At 71.5% G+C, this 17,054-nt stretch carries 14 protein-coding genes and 1 pseudogene; 10 read left to right on the top strand and 5 right to left on the bottom strand.

All coding sequences use genetic code 11. The annotated features are described in order from the left end of the window. Window positions 1-32: 32 nt before the first annotated feature. Window positions 33-2,765 carry a pyruvate dehydrogenase (acetyl-transferring), homodimeric type gene (gene aceE / locus IEZ17_RS10830; protein ID WP_189298942.1) on the bottom strand — a complete coding sequence of 911 codons (2,733 nt, stop codon included), beginning with the start codon at window positions 2,763-2,765 and terminating at the stop codon, window positions 33-35. Window positions 2,766-3,279: 514 nt separating this feature from the next. Here aceE and IEZ17_RS10825 point away from each other — a divergent pair. The 6 genes from IEZ17_RS10825 (at window position 3,280) to IEZ17_RS10800 (ending at window position 7,814) form a co-directional block, all read left to right on the top strand. Further along, entirely contained in the window at window positions 3,280-3,714 is a 435-nt protein-coding gene (locus tag IEZ17_RS10825) for a DUF3052 domain-containing protein (RefSeq protein ID WP_189298941.1), read from the top strand. Between the two features lie 147 nt (window positions 3,715-3,861). After that, window positions 3,862-4,320 carry a peroxiredoxin gene (locus IEZ17_RS10820; RefSeq protein WP_189298940.1) on the top strand — a complete coding sequence of 153 codons (459 nt, stop codon included), beginning with the start codon at window positions 3,862-3,864 and terminating at the stop codon, window positions 4,318-4,320. 176 nt (window positions 4,321-4,496) lie between these two features. Next, on the top strand, window positions 4,497-5,072 hold the full coding sequence (locus IEZ17_RS10815) for a TerD family protein (protein ID WP_189298939.1): 576 nt from the start codon (window positions 4,497-4,499) through the stop codon (window positions 5,070-5,072). 116 nt (window positions 5,073-5,188) lie between these two features. Beyond that, a complete protein-coding gene (locus tag IEZ17_RS10810) occupies window positions 5,189-5,764 on the top strand; it encodes a TerD family protein (RefSeq protein ID WP_189298938.1) in 576 nt (191 codons plus the stop codon). Window positions 5,765-5,816: 52 nt separating this feature from the next. Next, entirely contained in the window at window positions 5,817-6,977 is a 1,161-nt protein-coding gene (locus IEZ17_RS10805; protein WP_189298937.1) for a DUF475 domain-containing protein, read from the top strand. A gap of 99 nt (window positions 6,978-7,076) precedes the next feature. After that, window positions 7,077-7,814, top strand: coding sequence for a TerD family protein (locus tag IEZ17_RS10800; RefSeq protein WP_189298936.1), 738 nt, complete (start codon window positions 7,077-7,079; stop codon window positions 7,812-7,814). Window positions 7,815-7,841: 27 nt separating this feature from the next. On the opposite strand, the gene IEZ17_RS10795 is transcribed toward IEZ17_RS10800, so the two are convergent. Further along, complete coding sequence (locus IEZ17_RS10795; protein WP_189298935.1) at window positions 7,842-8,963, bottom strand: TerD family protein; 1,122 nt, start codon at window positions 8,961-8,963, stop codon at window positions 7,842-7,844. 217 nt (window positions 8,964-9,180) lie between these two features. On the opposite strand from IEZ17_RS10795, the gene IEZ17_RS10790 reads away from it, so the two are divergent. From IEZ17_RS10790 to IEZ17_RS10775, 4 genes are all read left to right on the top strand, one after another. Then, window positions 9,181-10,353, top strand: coding sequence for an HpcH/HpaI aldolase/citrate lyase family protein (locus IEZ17_RS10790; RefSeq protein ID WP_189298933.1), 1,173 nt, complete (start codon window positions 9,181-9,183; stop codon window positions 10,351-10,353). Between the two features lie 95 nt (window positions 10,354-10,448). Further along, entirely contained in the window at window positions 10,449-12,938 is a 2,490-nt protein-coding gene (locus IEZ17_RS10785; protein WP_189298931.1) for a phosphoribosyltransferase, read from the top strand. Further along, on the top strand, window positions 12,935-13,756 hold the full coding sequence (locus IEZ17_RS10780) for an HAD family hydrolase (protein ID WP_189298930.1): 822 nt from the start codon (window positions 12,935-12,937) through the stop codon (window positions 13,754-13,756). The genes IEZ17_RS10785 and IEZ17_RS10780 overlap by 4 nt, the downstream gene beginning before the upstream one ends. A gap of 108 nt (window positions 13,757-13,864) precedes the next feature. Continuing rightward, window positions 13,865-14,524: an O-methyltransferase gene (locus tag IEZ17_RS10775; protein ID WP_189298927.1), complete on the top strand. Its 660-nt coding sequence runs from the start codon at window positions 13,865-13,867 to the stop codon at window positions 14,522-14,524. Window positions 14,525-14,528: 4 nt separating this feature from the next. Here IEZ17_RS10775 and IEZ17_RS10770 read toward each other — a convergent pair whose 3' ends face one another. From IEZ17_RS10770 to dgoD, 3 genes and pseudogenes are all read right to left on the bottom strand, one after another. Then, window positions 14,529-14,744, bottom strand: a complete 216-nt coding sequence (locus IEZ17_RS10770) for an FmdB family zinc ribbon protein (protein ID WP_189298925.1) — start codon at window positions 14,742-14,744, stop codon at window positions 14,529-14,531. Window positions 14,745-14,769: 25 nt separating this feature from the next. After that, a pseudogene (locus IEZ17_RS10765) lies at window positions 14,770-15,692 on the bottom strand (sugar kinase). A 110-nt stretch (window positions 15,693-15,802) separates the two neighbouring features. After that, window positions 15,803-16,951 (bottom strand): galactonate dehydratase, encoded by a 1,149-nt coding sequence (gene dgoD / locus IEZ17_RS10760; protein WP_189299253.1) that lies wholly within the window; start codon window positions 16,949-16,951, stop codon window positions 15,803-15,805. Window positions 16,952-17,054 lie beyond the last annotated feature (103 nt).

The following is a 17,054-nucleotide window of genomic DNA, read 5'->3' as shown; positions in this document are numbered from 1 at the left end:
TGGAGACGGTGCGGCGGCAGGCCGCGGAGGGGTCAGGCGTCGCCGCCCGCCTCACCCGCGTCGGCGGCCGTGACGTCCAGGAGCTGGTAGCGGTCGATCGCCTGCTTCAGCAGCGAGCGGTCCACCTTGCCCTCCTTGGCGAGCTCGGTGAGCACGCCCAGGACGATCGACTGCGCGTCGATGTGGAAGAAGCGGCGGGCCGCACCGCGGGTGTCCGCGAAGCCGAAGCCGTCGGCGCCCAGGGACTGGTAGGTGCCCGGGACCCAGCGCGCGATCTGGTCCGGGACGGAACGCATCCAGTCCGACACCGCGACCTTCGGGCCCTCGGCGCCCTGGAGCTTCTGCGTCACGTACGGGACGCGCTGCTCCTCCTCCGGGTGCAGCAGGTTGTGCTCCTCGACCGCCACCGCGTCGCGGCGCAGCTCGTTCCAGGAGGTCGCCGACCACACATCGGCCTTGACGTTCCACTCGTCCGCGAGGATCTGCTGGGCCTCGACGGCCCACGGGACCGCCACGCCGGAGGCGAGGATCTGGGCCGCGTGCTCGCCCTTCTCACCGGCCTTGACGCGGTAGAGGCCCTTGAGGATGCCCTCGACGTCGACGTCGGCCGGCTCCGCCGGGTGCTGGATCGGCTCGTTGTAGACGGTCAGGTAGTAGAAGACGTCCTCGGCGTTCTCGCCGTACATCCGCCGCAGACCGTCCTTGACGATGTGCGCGATCTCGTAGCCGTAGGCCGGGTCGTAGGCGACACAGGCCGGGTTGGTCGAGGCCAGCAGCTGGGAGTGGCCGTCGGCGTGCTGGAGCCCCTCACCGGTCAGCGTCGTACGGCCGGCGGTCGCGCCGAGCACGAAGCCGCGCGCGAGCTGGTCGGCCATCTGCCAGAACTGGTCGCCGGTGCGCTGGAACCCGAACATCGAGTAGAAGACGTAGACCGGGATCAGCGGCTCGCCGTGCGTGGCGTAGGCGGAGCCCGCCGCGATCAGCGAGGCGGTGCAGCCGGCCTCGGTGATGCCGTCGTGCAGCATCTGGCCGGTCGGCGACTCCTTGTAGGCCAGCAGCAGTTCGCGGTCCACGGACTCGTAGGTCTGGCCCAGCGGGTTGTAGATCTTGGCGGACGGGAAGAACGCGTCCATGCCGAAGGTGCGGTACTCGTCCGGGGCGATCGGCACGAAGCGCTTGCCGATCTCCTTGTCCCGCATCAGGTCCTTCAGGATGCGGACGAACGCCATGGTCGTGGCGATCTTCTGCTGGCCCGAGCCCTTCTTGGCGGTGGCGTACGCCTTGTCGCCGGGCAGCTCCAGCGGCTTGGCGCGCACGAGACGGGTGGGCACATAGCCGCCCAGCGACTTGCGGCGGTCGTGCATGTACTGGATCTCTTCGGAGTTCCGGCCCGGGTGGTAGTACGGCGGCAGGCCGTCCTCCAGGTCCTTGTCCGGGATCGGCAGGTGCAGCCGGTCGCGGAAGCCCTTGAGGTCCTCGACGGTCAGCTTCTTCATCTGGTGGGTCGCGTTGCGGCCCTCGAAGTTCGGGCCGAGCGTCCAGCCCTTGACGGTCTGGGCGAGGATCACCGTCGGCTGGCCCTTGTGGGCCTTGGCCGCCGCGTACGCCGCGTAGATCTTCTTGTGGTCGTGACCGCCGCGGCCCAGGTGGAGGATCTGGTCGTCGGTCATGTTCGCGACCATCGCCCGCAGGCGGTGGTCGTCCCCGAAGAAGTGCTCGCGGATGTACGCACCGGTCTCGGTGGCGTACGTCTGGAACTGGCCGTCGGGGGTGCTGTTGAGCTTGTTGACCAGGATGCCGTCGCGGTCCTGCGCGAGCAGCGGGTCCCAGCTGCGGTCCCAGACCAGCTTGATGACGTTCCAGCCGGCGCCGCGGAACTGCGACTCCAGCTCCTGCATGATCTTGCCGTTGCCGCGGACCGGGCCGTCCAGGCGCTGGAGGTTGCAGTTGACGACGAAGGTCAGGTTGTCCAGGCCCTCACGGGCGGCGATGGACAGCTGGCCGAGCGACTCGGGCTCGTCCATCTCGCCGTCGCCGAGGTAGGCCCAGACGTGCGACTTGGAGGTGTCGGCGATACCGCGCGCCTCCATGTAGCGGTTCATGCGGGCCTGGTAGATCGCGCCGAGCGGGCCGAGGCCCATGGAGACGGTCGGGAACTCCCAGAAGTCCGGCATCAGCCGCGGGTGCGGGTAGCTGGACAGTCCGTTGGGGGCCTTGGACTTCTCCTGGCGGAAGGCGTCCAGCTGGGCCTCGGAGAGCCGGTCCAGGAGGAAGGCGCGGGCGTAGACACCGGGCGAGGCGTGGCCCTGGAAGAAGATCTGGTCGCCGCCGTCGCCCTCGTCCTTGCCCCGGAAGAAGTGGTTGAAGCCCACGTCGTAGAGGGAAGCGGAGGAAGCGAACGTGGCGATGTGGCCGCCGACACCGATGCCCGGGCGCTGGGCGCGGGAGACCATGACGGCAGCGTTCCACCGGGTCGCGTTGAGGACCTTGCGCTCGATCTCCTCGTTGCCCGGGAAGAACGGCTCGTCCTTGGTCGCGATGGTGTTGACGTAGTCCGTGCTGCGCATCTCGGGCACGGCCACACGCTTCTCGCGGGCGCGCTCGATCAGGCGGAGCATCAGGTAGCGGGCACGTTCCCGGCCTCGCTCGTCGACGGCCGCGTCGAGCGAGTCGAGCCATTCCTGGGTTTCTTCGGGATCGAAGTCCGGGACCTGGCTGGGAAGGCCGCCAATGATGATCGGGTTTCGATCGGATCCGGAAGCCACGCTGTTCCTTCGTGTTCGGTTCGTGTCGTGCTCGGCTTGCTACTGCCGCGGTGCACGGGGACGAATGCTGTCTCTGCCTTGTGTCGCGCCGTCTTCCATCGTGTACCGAGTCACTGGGATACGTCACCTCTACCGATGGGTAACCACCCGCTGAGAGATGGCGCTGAAAAAGCCGATTCTCAGGTCGGCCAAATCGCAACCATACGCCCATGTCGAAAGTCCTTGACGTACGGCCGTCCGGCACTCGAAAGCGGATCCGGAGGACTCCGTCGTCGCCCGAGGGGGCCATTCGTGCCCGCCTACCCCATATACCCGGCTCAACGCTGTGGTGTGAATCACTTCGTGGTGTCCTGGTGGGGTGGCGGTGGCCGCGGGACGCCTTCGGATCGTCACCGTTTCGGCGGTCTCGACCGCCGGGTACTTGCGCGATCCGCCCGGCCCGTGTGGACTACGCCCAATGCTCCGCGCACGCGCGGGGCCCCGAGCATTTCCGAAACATGACAGGAGGCAATCCGTGAGCGCGACCGCGGACCACGCGGAGGAGCGGACCAACCCTGCCGCCAGGCTGGGGTTCGAGCCCGGACAGGTGGTCCAGGAGATCGGCTACGACGATGACGTCGAGCAGGAGCTCCGAGAAGGCATTGAGGCCGTCACCGGCCAGGACCTCGTCGACGAGGACTACGACGACGTGGCCGACGTCGTCCTCCTGTGGTTCCGGGACGACGACGGCGACCTCACGGACGCGCTGGTGGACGCCATCGGTCTGATCGACGAGGGCGGCCAGATCTGGCTGCTGACACCCAAGACCGGCCGCGATGGCTACATCGAGCCGAGCGACATCAACGAAGCCGCCCAGACCGCGGGTCTGTCCCAGACCAGGAGCATCAACGCGGGCAAGGACTGGACCGGCAGCCGCCTGGTCACCCCCAAGTCGGGCAAGCAGCGCTGAGCGCTCCCCTCGACGGTGTGCGCCGAGCCCCCTCCGGCCTGTTCCGGAGGGGGCTCGGCCTCGTTCAGGACGGGTTCTCCGGGCGTTCGGCCCGGCGCGTAGGGTTGGTCGCGTCAAGTTGAGAGTGATGCGGAAGGGAAGCAACCCATGGCGATCGAGGTCGGCACGAAGGCTCCGGATTTCGAGCTCAGGAACCAGCACGGCGAGCTGGTCAAGCTCTCCGACTTCCGCGGTGAGAAGGCCGTCGTCCTCCTCTTCTACCCGTTCGCCTTCACCGGTGTGTGCACCGGTGAACTGTGCGCGCTCCGCGACGAGCTGCCGAAGTTCGCCAACGACGACGTCCAGCTGCTGGCCGTCTCCAACGACTCCCCGTTCTCGCTGCGCGTCTTCGCCGAGCAGGAGGGACTGGAGTACCCGCTGCTGTCGGACTTCTGGCCGCACGGCGAGGCGTCGCGGGCGTACGGCGTCTTCGACGAGGACAAGGGCTGCGCGGTGCGCGGCACCTTCATCATCGACAAGGAGGGCGTGGTGCGCTGGACGGTCGTCAACGGCCTGCCCGACGCCCGCGACCTGAACGACTACGTCAAGGCCCTCGAAGCCCTCTAGCCACCGGGCTTCGCACGCGCCGGCGCCCCACGGCCCACCGGGTGGACATCCTTCGGGATCCGTACGCGATATCTCCATTCGGTGGGAACCCGTCACTAGGATCAATTCGTTGATCCGATGCCATGCACGATGGGGGCGCACATCATGACGTACCCCTCGAATCTATGGGAGGACTCGTGGGAGTCAGCCTCAGCAAGGGCGGCAACGTCTCGCTGACGAAGGAAGCCCCCAATCTGACCGCCGTTCTCGTCGGTCTGGGCTGGGACGCGCGTACCACCACCGGTACGGACTTCGACCTCGACGCCAGCGCCCTGCTGACGAATGACCAGGGCAAGGTCGCCAACGACCAGAACTTCGTGTTCTTCAACAACCTGAAGAGCCCGTGCGGTTCGGTCGAGCACACCGGTGACAACACCACCGGTGAGGGCGAGGGCGACGACGAGGCCATCAAGGTGAACCTCGCCGGGGTCCCGGCCGACGTGAACAAGATCGTGTTCCCGGTGTCGATCTACGACGCCGAGACCCGTCAGCAGAGCTTCGGCCAGGTCCGCAACGCCTACATCCGCGTGGTCAACCAGGCCGACGGCAAGGAGCTGGCGCGCTACGACCTGAGCGAGGACGCCTCGACCGAGACGGCCATGGTCTTCGGCGAGCTGTACCGCAACGGCGCGGAGTGGAAGTTCCGCGCCATCGGGCAGGGCTACGCCTCCGGGCTGCGCGGTATCGCGCAGGACTTCGGCGTCAACGTCTGAGCGAGCAGCTGCACCGCGTCCGGCGCCGTACACCCCGCACGGGGAGTGCGGCGCCGGACGCGCTTGAGGGGGCGTGAGCCGCGTCCCGCATCGACACAGGGGAGGAAGCGAACACGATGGGCGTCACACTCGCCAAGGGTGGCAACGTCTCCCTGTCCAAGGCCGCACCGAATCTCGCGCAGATCACGGTCGGGCTCGGCTGGGACGCGCGGTCCACCACGGGAGCGCCGTTCGACCTCGACGCCAGCGCGCTGCTGTGCCGGGAGGGCCGGGTGCCGGCCGACGAGTACTTCGTCTTCTACAACAACCTCAAGAGCCCTGAGGGCTCGGTCGAGCACACGGGCGACAACCTCACCGGTGAGGGCGAGGGCGACGACGAGACCATCCTCGTCGACCTCACGCAGGTGCCGGAGCAGGTCGACAAGATCGTCTTTCCGGTCTCGATCCATGAAGCCGATCTGCGCGGCCAGAGCTTCGGCCAGGTCGGCAACGCCTTCATCCGGATCGTCGATCAGGCCGACGGGAGCGAGCTGGCGCGTTACGACCTCAGCGAGGACGCCTCCAGTGAGACGGCGATGATCTTCGGCGAGGTTTACCGCTACAACGGCGAATGGAAGTTCCGAGCCGTGGGGCAGGGGTACGCGTCCGGTCTCCGGGGCATCGCTCTAGACTTCGGGGTCAACGTTTCGTAAAGCGCCGCGCACCGCGCGCGGGGGACCCATACAGCGAAGGATTGGGTAGGCAGTGCTCCTGAAAACCTTTGGCTGGTCGTTCGCCATCACGGTGCTCGGCCTCGGCCTGGCCGGTGTCCTCTGGGGGTGGCAGGGGCTCGCGATCGTCGGGATCCTGTCCATCCTGGAGATCTCGCTCTCGTTCGACAACGCCGTCATCAACGCAGGCATCCTGCGCAAGATGAACGCCTTCTGGCAGAAGATCTTCCTGACCGTCGGCATTCTCGTCGCGGTGTTCGGCATGCGGCTGGTCTTCCCGGTCGTCATTGTCGCGATCACCGCGAAATTGGGGCCGATCGAGGCGGTCGACCTCGCCGTCAACAACAAGGCGCATTACGAGGAACTGGTCACCAGCGCCCACCCGGCCATCGCGGCGTTCGGCGGCATCTTCCTGCTGATGATCTTCCTCGACTTCATCTTCGAGGAGCGCGACTACAAGTGGCTGGGGTGGATCGAGAAGCCGCTCGCCCGGATCGGCAAGCTCGACACCCTCTCCATCATCGTCGCGCTGGTCGCCCTGCTGGTGAGCGCCCTGACGGTGGCCACCAACGTGGCGCACGGCGGCGGTGACAAGACCACCACGGTCCTGCTGTCCGGTATCGGCGGTCTGGTGACGTACCTCGTCGTCGGCGGCATCTCGGGGTACTTCGAGGGCCGGCTGGAGGACGACGACGCCGAGGACGGTGCGGACGAGGACGGTGCGGACGCCGGGAAGGGCGCGGACGCCGCTCCGGTGCAGAAGAAGGGCGGCGCCTCGGCCGTGGGCCTGGCCGGCAAGGCCGCGTTCTTCATGTTCCTCTACCTGGAGGTCATCGACGCGTCCTTCTCCTTCGACGGCGTCATCGGTGCGTTCGCCATCACCAACGACATCTTCGCGATGGCGCTGGGCCTCGGTATCGGCGCGATGTACATCCGGTCGCTGACCGTCTTCCTCGTGCGCAAGGGGACCCTGGACGACTACGTCTACCTGGAGCACGGCGCGCACTACGCGATCGGCGCACTGGGCGTCATCCTGCTTGTCACGATCAAGTACGAGATCAACGAGGTCGTCACCGGCCTGGTCGGTGTCGTGCTGATCGCCCTGTCCTTCGGTTCCTCCGTGCTGCGCAACCGGCGCGAGGGCAAGCCAGGGCAGGAGTCGTCGGCGAAGTCGGAAGTGACGTCCGGAGTGTGACGGACGGCTGATTGAGGAACGCTTTCTGCGGGGCGGCCATGGGTACGAACCCTCCGGCCGCCCCGTGGTGATGCGGGGCCCGACAAGGGGGTGGGGAAAATGTCGTTCCTGGGGAACTGGCGGCGCGGCAGCGCGCCGGCGTTCGACGGCGGCGGAGCGTCGTACGTCGTCGAGCTGACGAAGCGTCATCCGGTCGTCTCGCTGACCAAGCAGGGGGCGGCCAACGGGCATCTGCGGGTCAACCTGAGCTGGCAGATGCGGACCTCGGACCTGATGGAGCGGGGCGGGCAGCGCACCGGCAGCCTGCTGCGGAATCCGGGAAGGCTGTTCAAACCGGAGGTCGTCCAGGCGCAGGGGCCGGCGGTGGTCAACGTCGACCTGGACCTGGCCTGCATGTACGAGCTCACGGACGGCACCAAGGGCGTGGTGCAGCCGCTGGGGGACTTCCTCGGCGACCTCAACGGCCCGCCGTTCGTCCAGCTCAGCGGCGACGACCGGTTCGGTTCGGGGTCCGGCGAGACGCTGTACGTCAACCTGGACCACCGCGACGAGATCAAGCGGCTGCTGATCTTCGTCTACATCTACGACGGAACCCCGGCGTTCGACCGCACGCACGCGGTGGTGACGCTCTTCCCGAGCACCGGGCCGCGGGTCGAGGTCAAGCTGGACGAGCGGGCGCCGCAGGCCCGTTCCTGCGCCATCTTCATGCTGGAGAACGGCAAGGACGGCCTGACCGTGCGCCGCGAGGTGAAGTACGTCTACGGCTTCCAGGCGGAGCTCGACCGGCTGTACGGCTGGGGACTCCAGTGGGGCCGCGGCTACAAGTCCAAGGTCTGACCGCGGCCTGACCGCCGCCTCCCGCCGCTAGCGGCGCTGGAACTGCGGCCCCTGGGGCGGCAGTACGAACGACGGGTCGGGGACGAACGGCTGCGGCTGCTGTACGGGATAGCCGTACGTCGGGGCGAGCTGCGGCGGCGGCATGTGCTGCGGGTAGCCGTACGTGGACGGCTGCTGCTGGGGCGCGTACGGGGGCTGCTGCGGCGGGCCCGGGTAGCCGTAGGCGGGCGGAGCCGGGGGCTGTGCCGGCGGCGGAACGTGCTGTGGGTAGCCGTAGCCGGCGGTGGGCGGTGCCGCGGGGGCCGGCGGCAGCGGGGCGGCCGAGAACGGTTCCGGCATCCGGTCCGGCACGTGCTGGGTGACGGCTTCCGGGGCGGGCGCCGGATACGCCTGCGGGCCCCCGGGGGACGATGGTGCGACGGCCTCCTCGGGCCAGGCGCTGGGCGGCGGGGAGACGGGAGTGGCAGGGCGGGAGGCGGCGGTCGTGGCCGGTCCGGGGGCCGCCGGCGTGTCGGGGGCGGGCCGCTCGACGACCTCCGTGGGGACTTCGTCCGGCGGGGACGGTTCCGCCGCGGCCGGCGGGTCCGTGTGCCCGGCGGGCGGATCGTTCTCGTCGACCGAGATCCCGAACTCCGTCGCCAGGCCGACCAGCCCGCTCTCGTACCCCTGCCCCAGCGCGCGGAACTTCCAGCCGTCGCCGCGCCGGTAGAGCTCCCCGCAGATCAGCGCCGTCTCCTCGCCCGTGTCGGGCACTACGTCGAAGAGGGCGAGCGGCTCGGTGCCGTCCGCCGCGGCGTCGTACAGCAGAACACGCAGATCCGGTACGCCTGCGAAGGCGCCGCCGTCCGACGATGCGGCGAGCACCACCCGGTCCACCGACGGATCGAGCGGAGCCAGGTCCGCCTCGATGCTGTCGGTGAGATGGTCGCCGAGCCGGGACTTGGGCAGGTGCCGGACCAGGCCACTGGGGTGCCTGGGCTGGTTGTAGAAGACGAAGTCCTCGTCCGAGCGCACGCGTCCTTCCGGTCCCACGAGCAGGGCCGAGGCATCGACATCGGGGACGCCGGCGCCGGGCGTCCAGCGCAGGACGGCCCGTACCGCCGTGGCGTCGAGGGGTACGTTCGACCCTTTCAGCATCGCGTGCGTCATGCGGCAATCCTGCCTTCCCACACGTCGCAGCGACAACGCGGGGGCCCGGCCCGCGCGCCGGGACCGGGCGCCCGTACGCCTGGATGTCGGGTCCGGTCACGGGTTTTTCGTTGCGGCGGGAACTTTCGGCACCCCCACGGACGTACGATTATCGGCTGGTTCCAGACAGCGAGACGCAGCGGGGGTGCCCGGGTCCCGCTTGTATATGGGGAGTTGTATGCGTCACTTCGGGCATCTTGCACCTGATATCCGGAAGGCTCTGTTCCACAAGGAGCCGGTGGAGTTCACCGTCGATTCCCCGGCCCGTACGCTCGCGGCTGCCCTGGGCGCCACGCTCTACAGCCCCGCCACCCGCCCGCGGCTCGCCGCCGACGTCCTCAAGCAGGCCGGGCGCGGCGTGATGTCCATGGTGCTGTGCCTCGAAGACTCCATAGGGGACGGCGACGTGGCGGCCGGCGAGGAGAACCTCGTGCGGCAGCTCGGGCTGCTCGACGAGGCCGCCGAGGCGGGCGAGAACCTGCCGCTGCTGTTCATCCGCGTCCGCGAACCGCGCCAAATACCGGACCTGGTACGGCGGTTGGGGCGCGCCGTGCGCAGGCTGTCCGGTTTTGTACTTCCGAAATTCACCGAGGGGCGCGGTATGCCCTTCCTGGAGGAGCTGGCCGCCGCCGAATCCGCCTGCGGGCGGCGGCTGTTCGCGATGCCGGTGCTCGAATCCCCGCAGCTGCTGCACCTGGAGAGCCGCGCCGCGGCGCTCCAGGGCATCGCCAGGGCCGTCGGCGCCCACCGGGACCGGGTGCTCGCCCTGCGGCTCGGCGTCACGGACTTCTGCTCCGCCTACGGGCTGCGCCGGGCGCCCGACATGACCGCCTACGACGTCCAGATCGTCGCCTCCGTCATCGCCGACGTGGTGAACGTCCTCGGTCGCGCGGACGGCACCGGCTTCACGGTCAGCGGCCCGGTGTGGGAGTACTTCCGGCTGCACGAGCGGATGTTCAAGCCGCAGCTGCGCCGCAGCCCGTTCGTGGGGGAGGCCGAGGAGCTGCGCAACGCGCTGATCGAGCACGACATGGACGGGCTGCTGCGCGAGATCGAGCTGGACCGGGCGAACGGCCTGACGGGCAAGACCTGCATCCACCCCTCGCACGTCGCCCCCGTGCACGCCCTCTCGGTCGTCAGCCACGAGGAGTTCAGCGACGCCACCGACATCCTGCGGCCCGAGCAGGACGACGGCGGGGTGCTGCGCTCCGCGTACACGAACAAGATGAACGAGGTGAAGCCGCACCGCGCCTGGGCCGAGCGGACCCTGCTGCGCGCCGAGGTGTTCGGCGTGGCGCGGGAGGGCGTCGGGTTCGTGGAGCTGCTGACCGCGAGCCTGCCGCCGGCCTGAGTGGTGGCGCACGGCGGGAACAGCGGGACCAGCGGGAACGAAGGACCAGCAGGACCAGCAGGACCAGCAGGACCAGCAGGGATGGCGGGAACGGCATGAACGGCACGATCGGCACGCACGGCACCAAGGAGGAGACGGGACGCGTGGTGTGGACGGGAGAGTGGGTCGCCGGGCGGCTCGGGGTCGCGCTGAGCGGCGGGGACGAGCTGCCGGAACTGCTCGGGCTGGCCCTGCGCCGCAACCCCAAGCGGGCCCATCTCCTGGTGTCGAACGTGCTCGGCAAGCACGTCCCGCAGCGCCCGGACGTGGTCCACGGCGCCGGCGTCGGGCTGGGGCGCCGGGTGCGCGCGCTGCTCGGGGACGAGGCCGCCGCCCGCTCCGTCGTCCTGGGATACGCCGAGACCGCCACCGGACTGGGGCACTCCGTCGCCGACGGGCTGGGCTCGGCGCCGTATCTGCACTCCACCCGGCGGCCGGTGCCGGGCGTCGACCAGGTGGGCGGCTTCGAGGAGGAGCACAGCCATGCGACCTCCCACCTGCTGCTCCCCGAGGACCGCGAACTCCTGGCCGGGGACGGCCCGTTGGTGCTCGTCGACGACGAGTTCTCCACCGGTCGCACGGTCCTGAACACCATCGGGGCGCTGCATGCGCACTTCCCGCGCGACCGCTATGTCGTCGTCGCGCTGGTCGACATGCGGTCCGCCGAGGACCGCGACCGGCTGGCGGAGTGGGCGGCCGAACTGGGCGCCCGCGTCGACCTGGTGTCCCTCGCCGCGGGCGGCGTACGGCTGCCCGAGGACGTCCTGGCGCGCGGCCGGGAGCTCGTCGCCGCCCATGAGGGCCGGGCCGCGGCGGACGGCCCGCCGCCCGCCGGCCGGGGCGCCGGCGCCGTACGGGTCGACCTGGGCTGGCCCGAGGGGCTGCCGGACGGCGGACGGCACGGCTTCACCCCGGAGCACCGGGCGCGCCTGGAGGCCGGGCTGCCGGCCATGGCGGCCCGGATCGCGGAGCACCTGGCGGGCGCGCGCCGCATCCTCGTCCTCGGCAACGAGGAGCTGATGTACGCACCGCTGCGCCTCGCCGGGGCCCTCGACGACCGGATCGGCGGCGGCGCCGGCGACCGGGCCGTGCACTTCTCGACCACCACCCGCTCGCCGGTGCTCGCCGTCGACGACCCCGGCTATGCGATACGCACCCGGCTGGCCTTCCCCGCCCACGACCGGCCGGCGGACGGGCCGGGGGAGCGCTACGCCTACAACGTCGCCCCCGGCGCCGACCCGGAGCGCCGCTACGACGCCGTCGTCGCGGTCGTCGACTCCGAGGGCGACCGGCCCGAACTCCACGGCCCCGGCGGCCTGCTGGACCGCCTCGCCGCCCACACCGACCGGCTGCTGCTCGCCGTCATCCCCGCGTACACCCCGCGCGGGCAGGCCCCCGCGGTGCCTCTCCCCGAGCCGCTGCGCGGCCCCGCCTTCTCCTCGTACGCGCCCGACGAGGTGGGCTGGCTGCTCCAGGACCTGTCCCCGGTCACCCTCGAAGCGCCCACCGAGGAGCGCGAGGAGGCGATCCAGAGCGGCGGCGCCCACTACGCGGAGTCGCTGCCGGTCGAGTACCAGCCGAGCGAGGCGTACCAGGCGCTCTTCCACGGCGCGCTCCAAAGCTCCGCGGGCCGTATCGCGCGGGCCGTCGGGACGGTCACCGAGACGGTGCTCCGGGAGCGCGGCCCCCGCCCCGTGCTGGTGTCCCTGGCGCGGGCCGGCACCCCCGTCGGCGTGCTGATGCGCCGCTGGGCCCGGCACGCACACGGCCTGGACCTGCCGCACTACGCCGTCTCGATCGTCCGCGGCCGGGGCATCGACACCACCGCCCTGCGCTGGCTCGCGGACCGGCACGACCCGGCGGACGTCGTCTTCGTCGACGGCTGGACCGGCAAGGGCGCCATCACCCGCGAACTGGCCCGCGCCCTAGCGGACTTCCCGGGCTTCGACCCGCGGCTCGCGGTGCTCGCCGACCCCGGCGGCTGCGTCGACACCTACGGCACCCGCGACGACTTCCTGATCCCCTCCGCCTGCCTCAACTCCACGGTCTCCGGGCTGATATCGCGCACCGTCCTGCGCGCCGACCTGGTGGGCCCGGACGACTTCCACGGCGCCAAGTTCTACCGCGACCTGGCCGGCAGCGATCTCTCCGGCGCCTTCCTGGACGCGGTCGGCGCACGGTTCGACGAGGTCGCCGGGGCGGTCGCCGCGGACGCCGCGGAGCTGGCCGCCGCCGACCGCACCCCGACGTGGGCGGGCTGGGCGGCCGTCGAGCGGATCAGCGAGGAGTACGGCATCCACGACGTCAATCTCGTGAAGCCCGGCGTCGGCGAGACCACCCGCGTCCTGCTGCGCCGGGTCCCCTGGAAGATCCTCGCGCGACGCGGCGCCGGAGCCGACCTCGACCATGTGCGCCTGCTCGCCGACCAGCGGGGGGTGCCCGTCGATGAGGTCGACGAACTCCCCTACACCTGCGTCGGGTTGATCCACCCCTGCTACACCCGCGGGGCCACCGGCGCGGACGGTACGGCGGTGGCCTCCCGATGAGCGCACTCGTCACCAGCGACCTCGACCGCACACTGATCTACTCCGCCGCCGCGCTGGACCTCACCCGGCCCGACGCCGACGCCCCGCGGCTGCTCTGCGTCGAGGTCTACGACCGCGCGCCGCTGTCCTTCATGACCGAGACGGCCGCCGCCCTGCTCGCCGAAGTGGCCGCCACCGCCACCTTCGTGCCGGCCACCACCCGCACCCGGGAGCAGTACCGGCGCATCCGTCTCCCCGGCCCGCCACCGGAGTTCGCCGTCTGCGCCAACGGCGGCCACCTCCTCGTACGGGGCGAGTCCGACCCCGGCTGGCAGCGCACGGTCGCCGCCCGGCTCGCCGCGCAGTGCGCCCCGCTGGACGAGATCCGCAGGCACCTGGTGCGCACCGCCGACCCGGCCTGGCTCCGCAAGGAGCGCGTCGCCGACGACCTCTTCGCCTACCTGGTCGTCGAGCGTCCGCTGCTTCCGGACGGCTGGGTGAAGGACCTCGCTGGCTGGGCCGACGCCCGCGGCTGGGCGGTGTCCCGCCAGGGCCGCAAGATCTACGCCGTGCCGAAGCCGCTCACCAAGAGCGCCGCCGTCGCCGAGGTGGCCCGCCGCACCGGCGCCGGCGAGATCCTCGCGGCCGGCGACTCGTTGCTCGACGCCGACCTGCTGCTGGCGGCGGACCGCGGCTGGCGGCCCGGCCACGGCGAACTGGCCGCCGCCGGCTGGCAGGCGCCTCATGTCACCGCGCTGGAGACGCGGGGGGTGGCCGCCGGCGAGGAGATCGTACGGGCCTTCCGCGCCGCCGCCGATGGCTCGCGGAGCGACGGCTGAAGTCAGGGGCGCGGCCGGCGCTCCGCTAGCCTCCTAGGGCGTTTTGGCACCGCGGCGCTGCCCGTCCGCACCGGCCGGGACCGCCGCCCGGGATCAGGAGGAGTGCTGATGGCCGAGTCCAAGAACACGCCGATCACACCGGAGATGTACGACTACGTCCTCGCGCACAACCCGCCGCTGGACCCCGCGCAGCGCGACCTCGTGGACCTCACCCACGAGCGGTTCCCCGACGCGGCGGGGATGCAGTCGGCACCGGAGCAGGGGGCGCTGCTGGCGTTCCTCGTCCGGCTGACCGGGGCGCGGCAGGTCGTCGAGGTGGGGACGTTCACGGGCTTCTCCGCGCTCTCCATGGCGCAGGCGCTGCCGCGGGGCGGCTCGTTGGTCACCTGCGACGTGTCCGAGGAGTGGACGGGGTACGCCAGGGAGGCATGGGCGAAGGCGGGCGTCGCGGACCGCATCGAGCTGCGGATCGCGCCCGCGCTGGAAACCCTCCGGGCGATGCCGCCCGAGCCGCACCTCGACATGGCGTACGTCGACGCGGACAAGGGCGGCTACATCGCCTACTGGGAGGAGCTGGTGCCCCGGCTGCGGCCCGGCGGCCTGCTGGTCGCCGACAACGTCCTGTACCGCGGCCAGGTCACCAACCCGGCGGCCACCGGACCGGCGCTGGCGATCCGGGAGTTCAACGACCACGTCCGGGAGGACGGGCGCATGGAGGCGGTGCTGCTGACCGTGGCGGACGGGCTGACGCTGGCGCGCCGGCGGTAGCGGCTCAGCCGCAGCAGCCGCCTCCGCAGCAGCCGCCGCCCCCACCGCCGCGGGGCGGGGCGGGCGCGGCGGCGGAACCGCCGACGGCGACCGTGGAGAGCAGCTTCACGGTGTCCTCGTGGCCTTCCGGGCAGACGGCCGGGGCGGAGGACTCGGCCATCGGCCGGTTCAGCTCGAAGGTGGCGCCACAGGGGCGGCACCGGTATTCGTAACGAGGCATGGCCACAGGTTATCCGCGGTGCCGCTCACCGCACGACGGTGCCGGGCGGCGTGCCCAGCAGGCCCAGCTCCGCGCGGGTGGGCGCGCCCTCCCAGTCGCCCGGGGAGGCGACCGCGAACGCGCCGGTGGTGGCGGCCCGCGCCAGGCGCCCGGCGAGGTCCGCGCCGTCCAGCAGCGCCGAGAGGTAGCCCGCCACGAAGGCGTCGCCGGCGCCTACCGGGTCCACCGCGCGGACCGGGGTCGCCGGCCGGTGGCAGGAGCCGGCGCCGGTGAACGCCGTCGCCCCGGCCGCCCCGTGCTTCACCACCACCTCGCGGACACCGAGGTCCAGCAGTCGCGCCGCGCCCTCGCCGGCGCCGCCCGGCGGCCCGGACAGGCACAGCGGCAGCTCGTCGTCGGAGGCGACGAGGAGGTCCACGGAGGGCAGCCACCCGCGCAGCAGCGCGCCGGCCTCGTCCGCGGTCCAGAGCCGGGCGCGGAAGTTGACGTCCAGGCAGACCTGCGTGCCGTGCCCGCGCGCCAGTTGGAGCGCCCGCCGGGCCGTCGCGCGGGCCGCGGGGCCCAGCGCCGGAGTGATGCCGGTCAGGTGCAGGACGCGGGGCGGGGCGGTGGCGAAGGCGCGCTCGATCGCGGCCGTGCCGGGCCGGGAGCCGGCCGAGCCGGCGCGGTAGTAGTGCACCCGGGTCACGTCCGGCAGCCGCGGCTCGAAGAGGATCAGGCCGGTGGGCGCGGTGGCGTCCGTCGCCGCGCAGCCCACCCCGACGCCCTCGGCCCGCAGCGTACGCAGCACCAGCCGGCCCGCCTCGTCGTCGCCGACGGTGCCCGACCAGTGCACGTCTCGTGGCCGAGGCGGGCCAGGCCGATCGCGACATTGCTCTCCGCGCCCGCGACGGAGACCTGCATCGTGCCGCCGAGCTTCAACGGGCCGCTGCCGCGCAGGGCGACCATCGTCTCCCCGAAGGTGAGGACGTCCGGTCCGGTCGCGGGGCCGGCCGTCCCGGCGTCGTGCCGCGGCGCGTCGTCCACCCGGTCCCCCCTCGCTGCCGCTGTCCGCCGCGTCACCATTCCGCGAACGCGCCGTCGTCGTACCGCCAGACCGGGTTCCGCCAGGCGTGCCCGCCCGCCGCGTCCGCCGCCCGTACGGCGTGCTCGTCCACCTCGACCCCGAGTCCGGGCCGGTCGGTCCGCAGCAGCGCCCCCCGCTCGAAGCGGAACGGCTCCGGGTCCACGGCGTAGTCCAGCAGATCGGCGTCCCTGTTGTAGTGGATGCCGAGGGACTGCTCCTGGATGAGGAAGTTCGGGGTGGTGAAGGCGACTTGCAGACAGGCGGCGAGCGCCACCGGGCCGAGCGGGCAGTGGGGGGCCAGAAGAGCGCCGTACGTCTCCGCCAGCGCGGCGATCCGGCGCAGCTCGGAGATGCCCCCCGCATGGGAGACGTCGGGCTGCACGATCGCCACACCGGCCTGGAGCGGAGCCAGGAACTCACGGCGGGTGTAGAGACGTTCACCGAGAGCAAGGGGGATGTTGGCGGCGCCGACGAGGCCGGGCAGGGCCTCGGTGTGCTCGGGGAGGACGGGCTCCTCGACGAACATCGGCGCGTATTCGGCCAGCAGAGGCAGCAGCCTGCGGGCATTGGAGGGGGAGACGCGGCCATGGAAGTCGAGGGCGAAGTCCCGCTCGTCGCCGAGGACTTCGCGTACGGTGCCGGCGCGCAGCAGGCAGGCGCGCACCTCGGCGCGGGTCGCCACCGGGGACATCCGCCCGCAGCCGTTCATCTTGACGGCGGTGAAGCCCGCCTCGGCCTGTGCGGTCACCGCGTCCCGGATCGCCCCCGGGTCGTCGCCGCCGACCCAGGCATAGGCCCGGACCCGCTCGCGGACCGGCCCGCCCAGCAACTGGTGCACGGGCATGCCGCAGTGCTTCCCCTTGATGTCCCACAGCGCCTGGTCGAGGCCGGCGACCGCGGACGAGAGGACCGGGCCGCCCCGGTAGAAGCCTCCCTTGGTCATCACCTGCCAGTGGTCCTCGATGCGCGCGGGGTCCTGCCCGAGGAGGTACTCCGCCAGCACCGCAACGGCCGCCCGGACCGGCTCGGCGCGCCCCTCGACGACGGGCTCGCCCCAGCCGACGACGCCCGCATCGGTCTCCACCCGGACGAACATCCAGCGCGGCGGGGCCAGGAACGTCTCGATACGGGAGATCTTCATGGATCGGGCCATGGGGAGGGGACCGTCCTTTCGGGGAGGGGCACACGGCGTCCACCCCTCCCTCTATCCCCTCGGCGCGGCGCCCGTATCTCCCCTCGGGGCA

The sequence above is a fragment of the Streptomyces albospinus genome (assembly GCF_014648695.1).
GTDB classification, from domain to species: Bacteria; Actinomycetota; Actinomycetes; order Streptomycetales; family Streptomycetaceae; genus Streptomyces; species Streptomyces albospinus.
This window is presented reverse-complemented; position numbering and strand designations above follow the sequence as displayed.

Bases quoted from the DNA above. Each gene is read 5' to 3' on its own strand.
- IEZ17_RS10820 (WP_189298940.1), top strand. From the start codon at position 3,862: ATGGCGATCGAGGTCGGCACGAAGGCTCCGGATTTCGAGCTCAGGAAC.
- dgoD (WP_189299253.1), bottom strand. From the start codon at position 16,951: ATGAAGATCTCCCGTATCGAGACGTTCCTGGCCCCGCCGCGCTGGATG.
- IEZ17_RS10800 (WP_189298936.1), top strand. From the start codon at position 7,077: ATGTCGTTCCTGGGGAACTGGCGGCGCGGCAGCGCGCCGGCGTTCGAC.
- IEZ17_RS10770 (WP_189298925.1), bottom strand. From the start codon at position 14,744: ATGCCTCGTTACGAATACCGGTGCCGCCCCTGTGGCGCCACCTTCGAG.
- IEZ17_RS10795 (WP_189298935.1), bottom strand. From the start codon at position 8,963: ATGACGCACGCGATGCTGAAAGGGTCGAACGTACCCCTCGACGCCACG.
- IEZ17_RS10775 (WP_189298927.1), top strand. From the start codon at position 13,865: ATGGCCGAGTCCAAGAACACGCCGATCACACCGGAGATGTACGACTAC.
- IEZ17_RS10790 (WP_189298933.1), top strand. From the start codon at position 9,181: ATGCGTCACTTCGGGCATCTTGCACCTGATATCCGGAAGGCTCTGTTC.
- IEZ17_RS10810 (WP_189298938.1), top strand. From the start codon at position 5,189: ATGGGCGTCACACTCGCCAAGGGTGGCAACGTCTCCCTGTCCAAGGCC.
- IEZ17_RS10780 (WP_189298930.1), top strand. From the start codon at position 12,935: ATGAGCGCACTCGTCACCAGCGACCTCGACCGCACACTGATCTACTCC.
- IEZ17_RS10785 (WP_189298931.1), top strand. From the start codon at position 10,449: ATGAACGGCACGATCGGCACGCACGGCACCAAGGAGGAGACGGGACGC.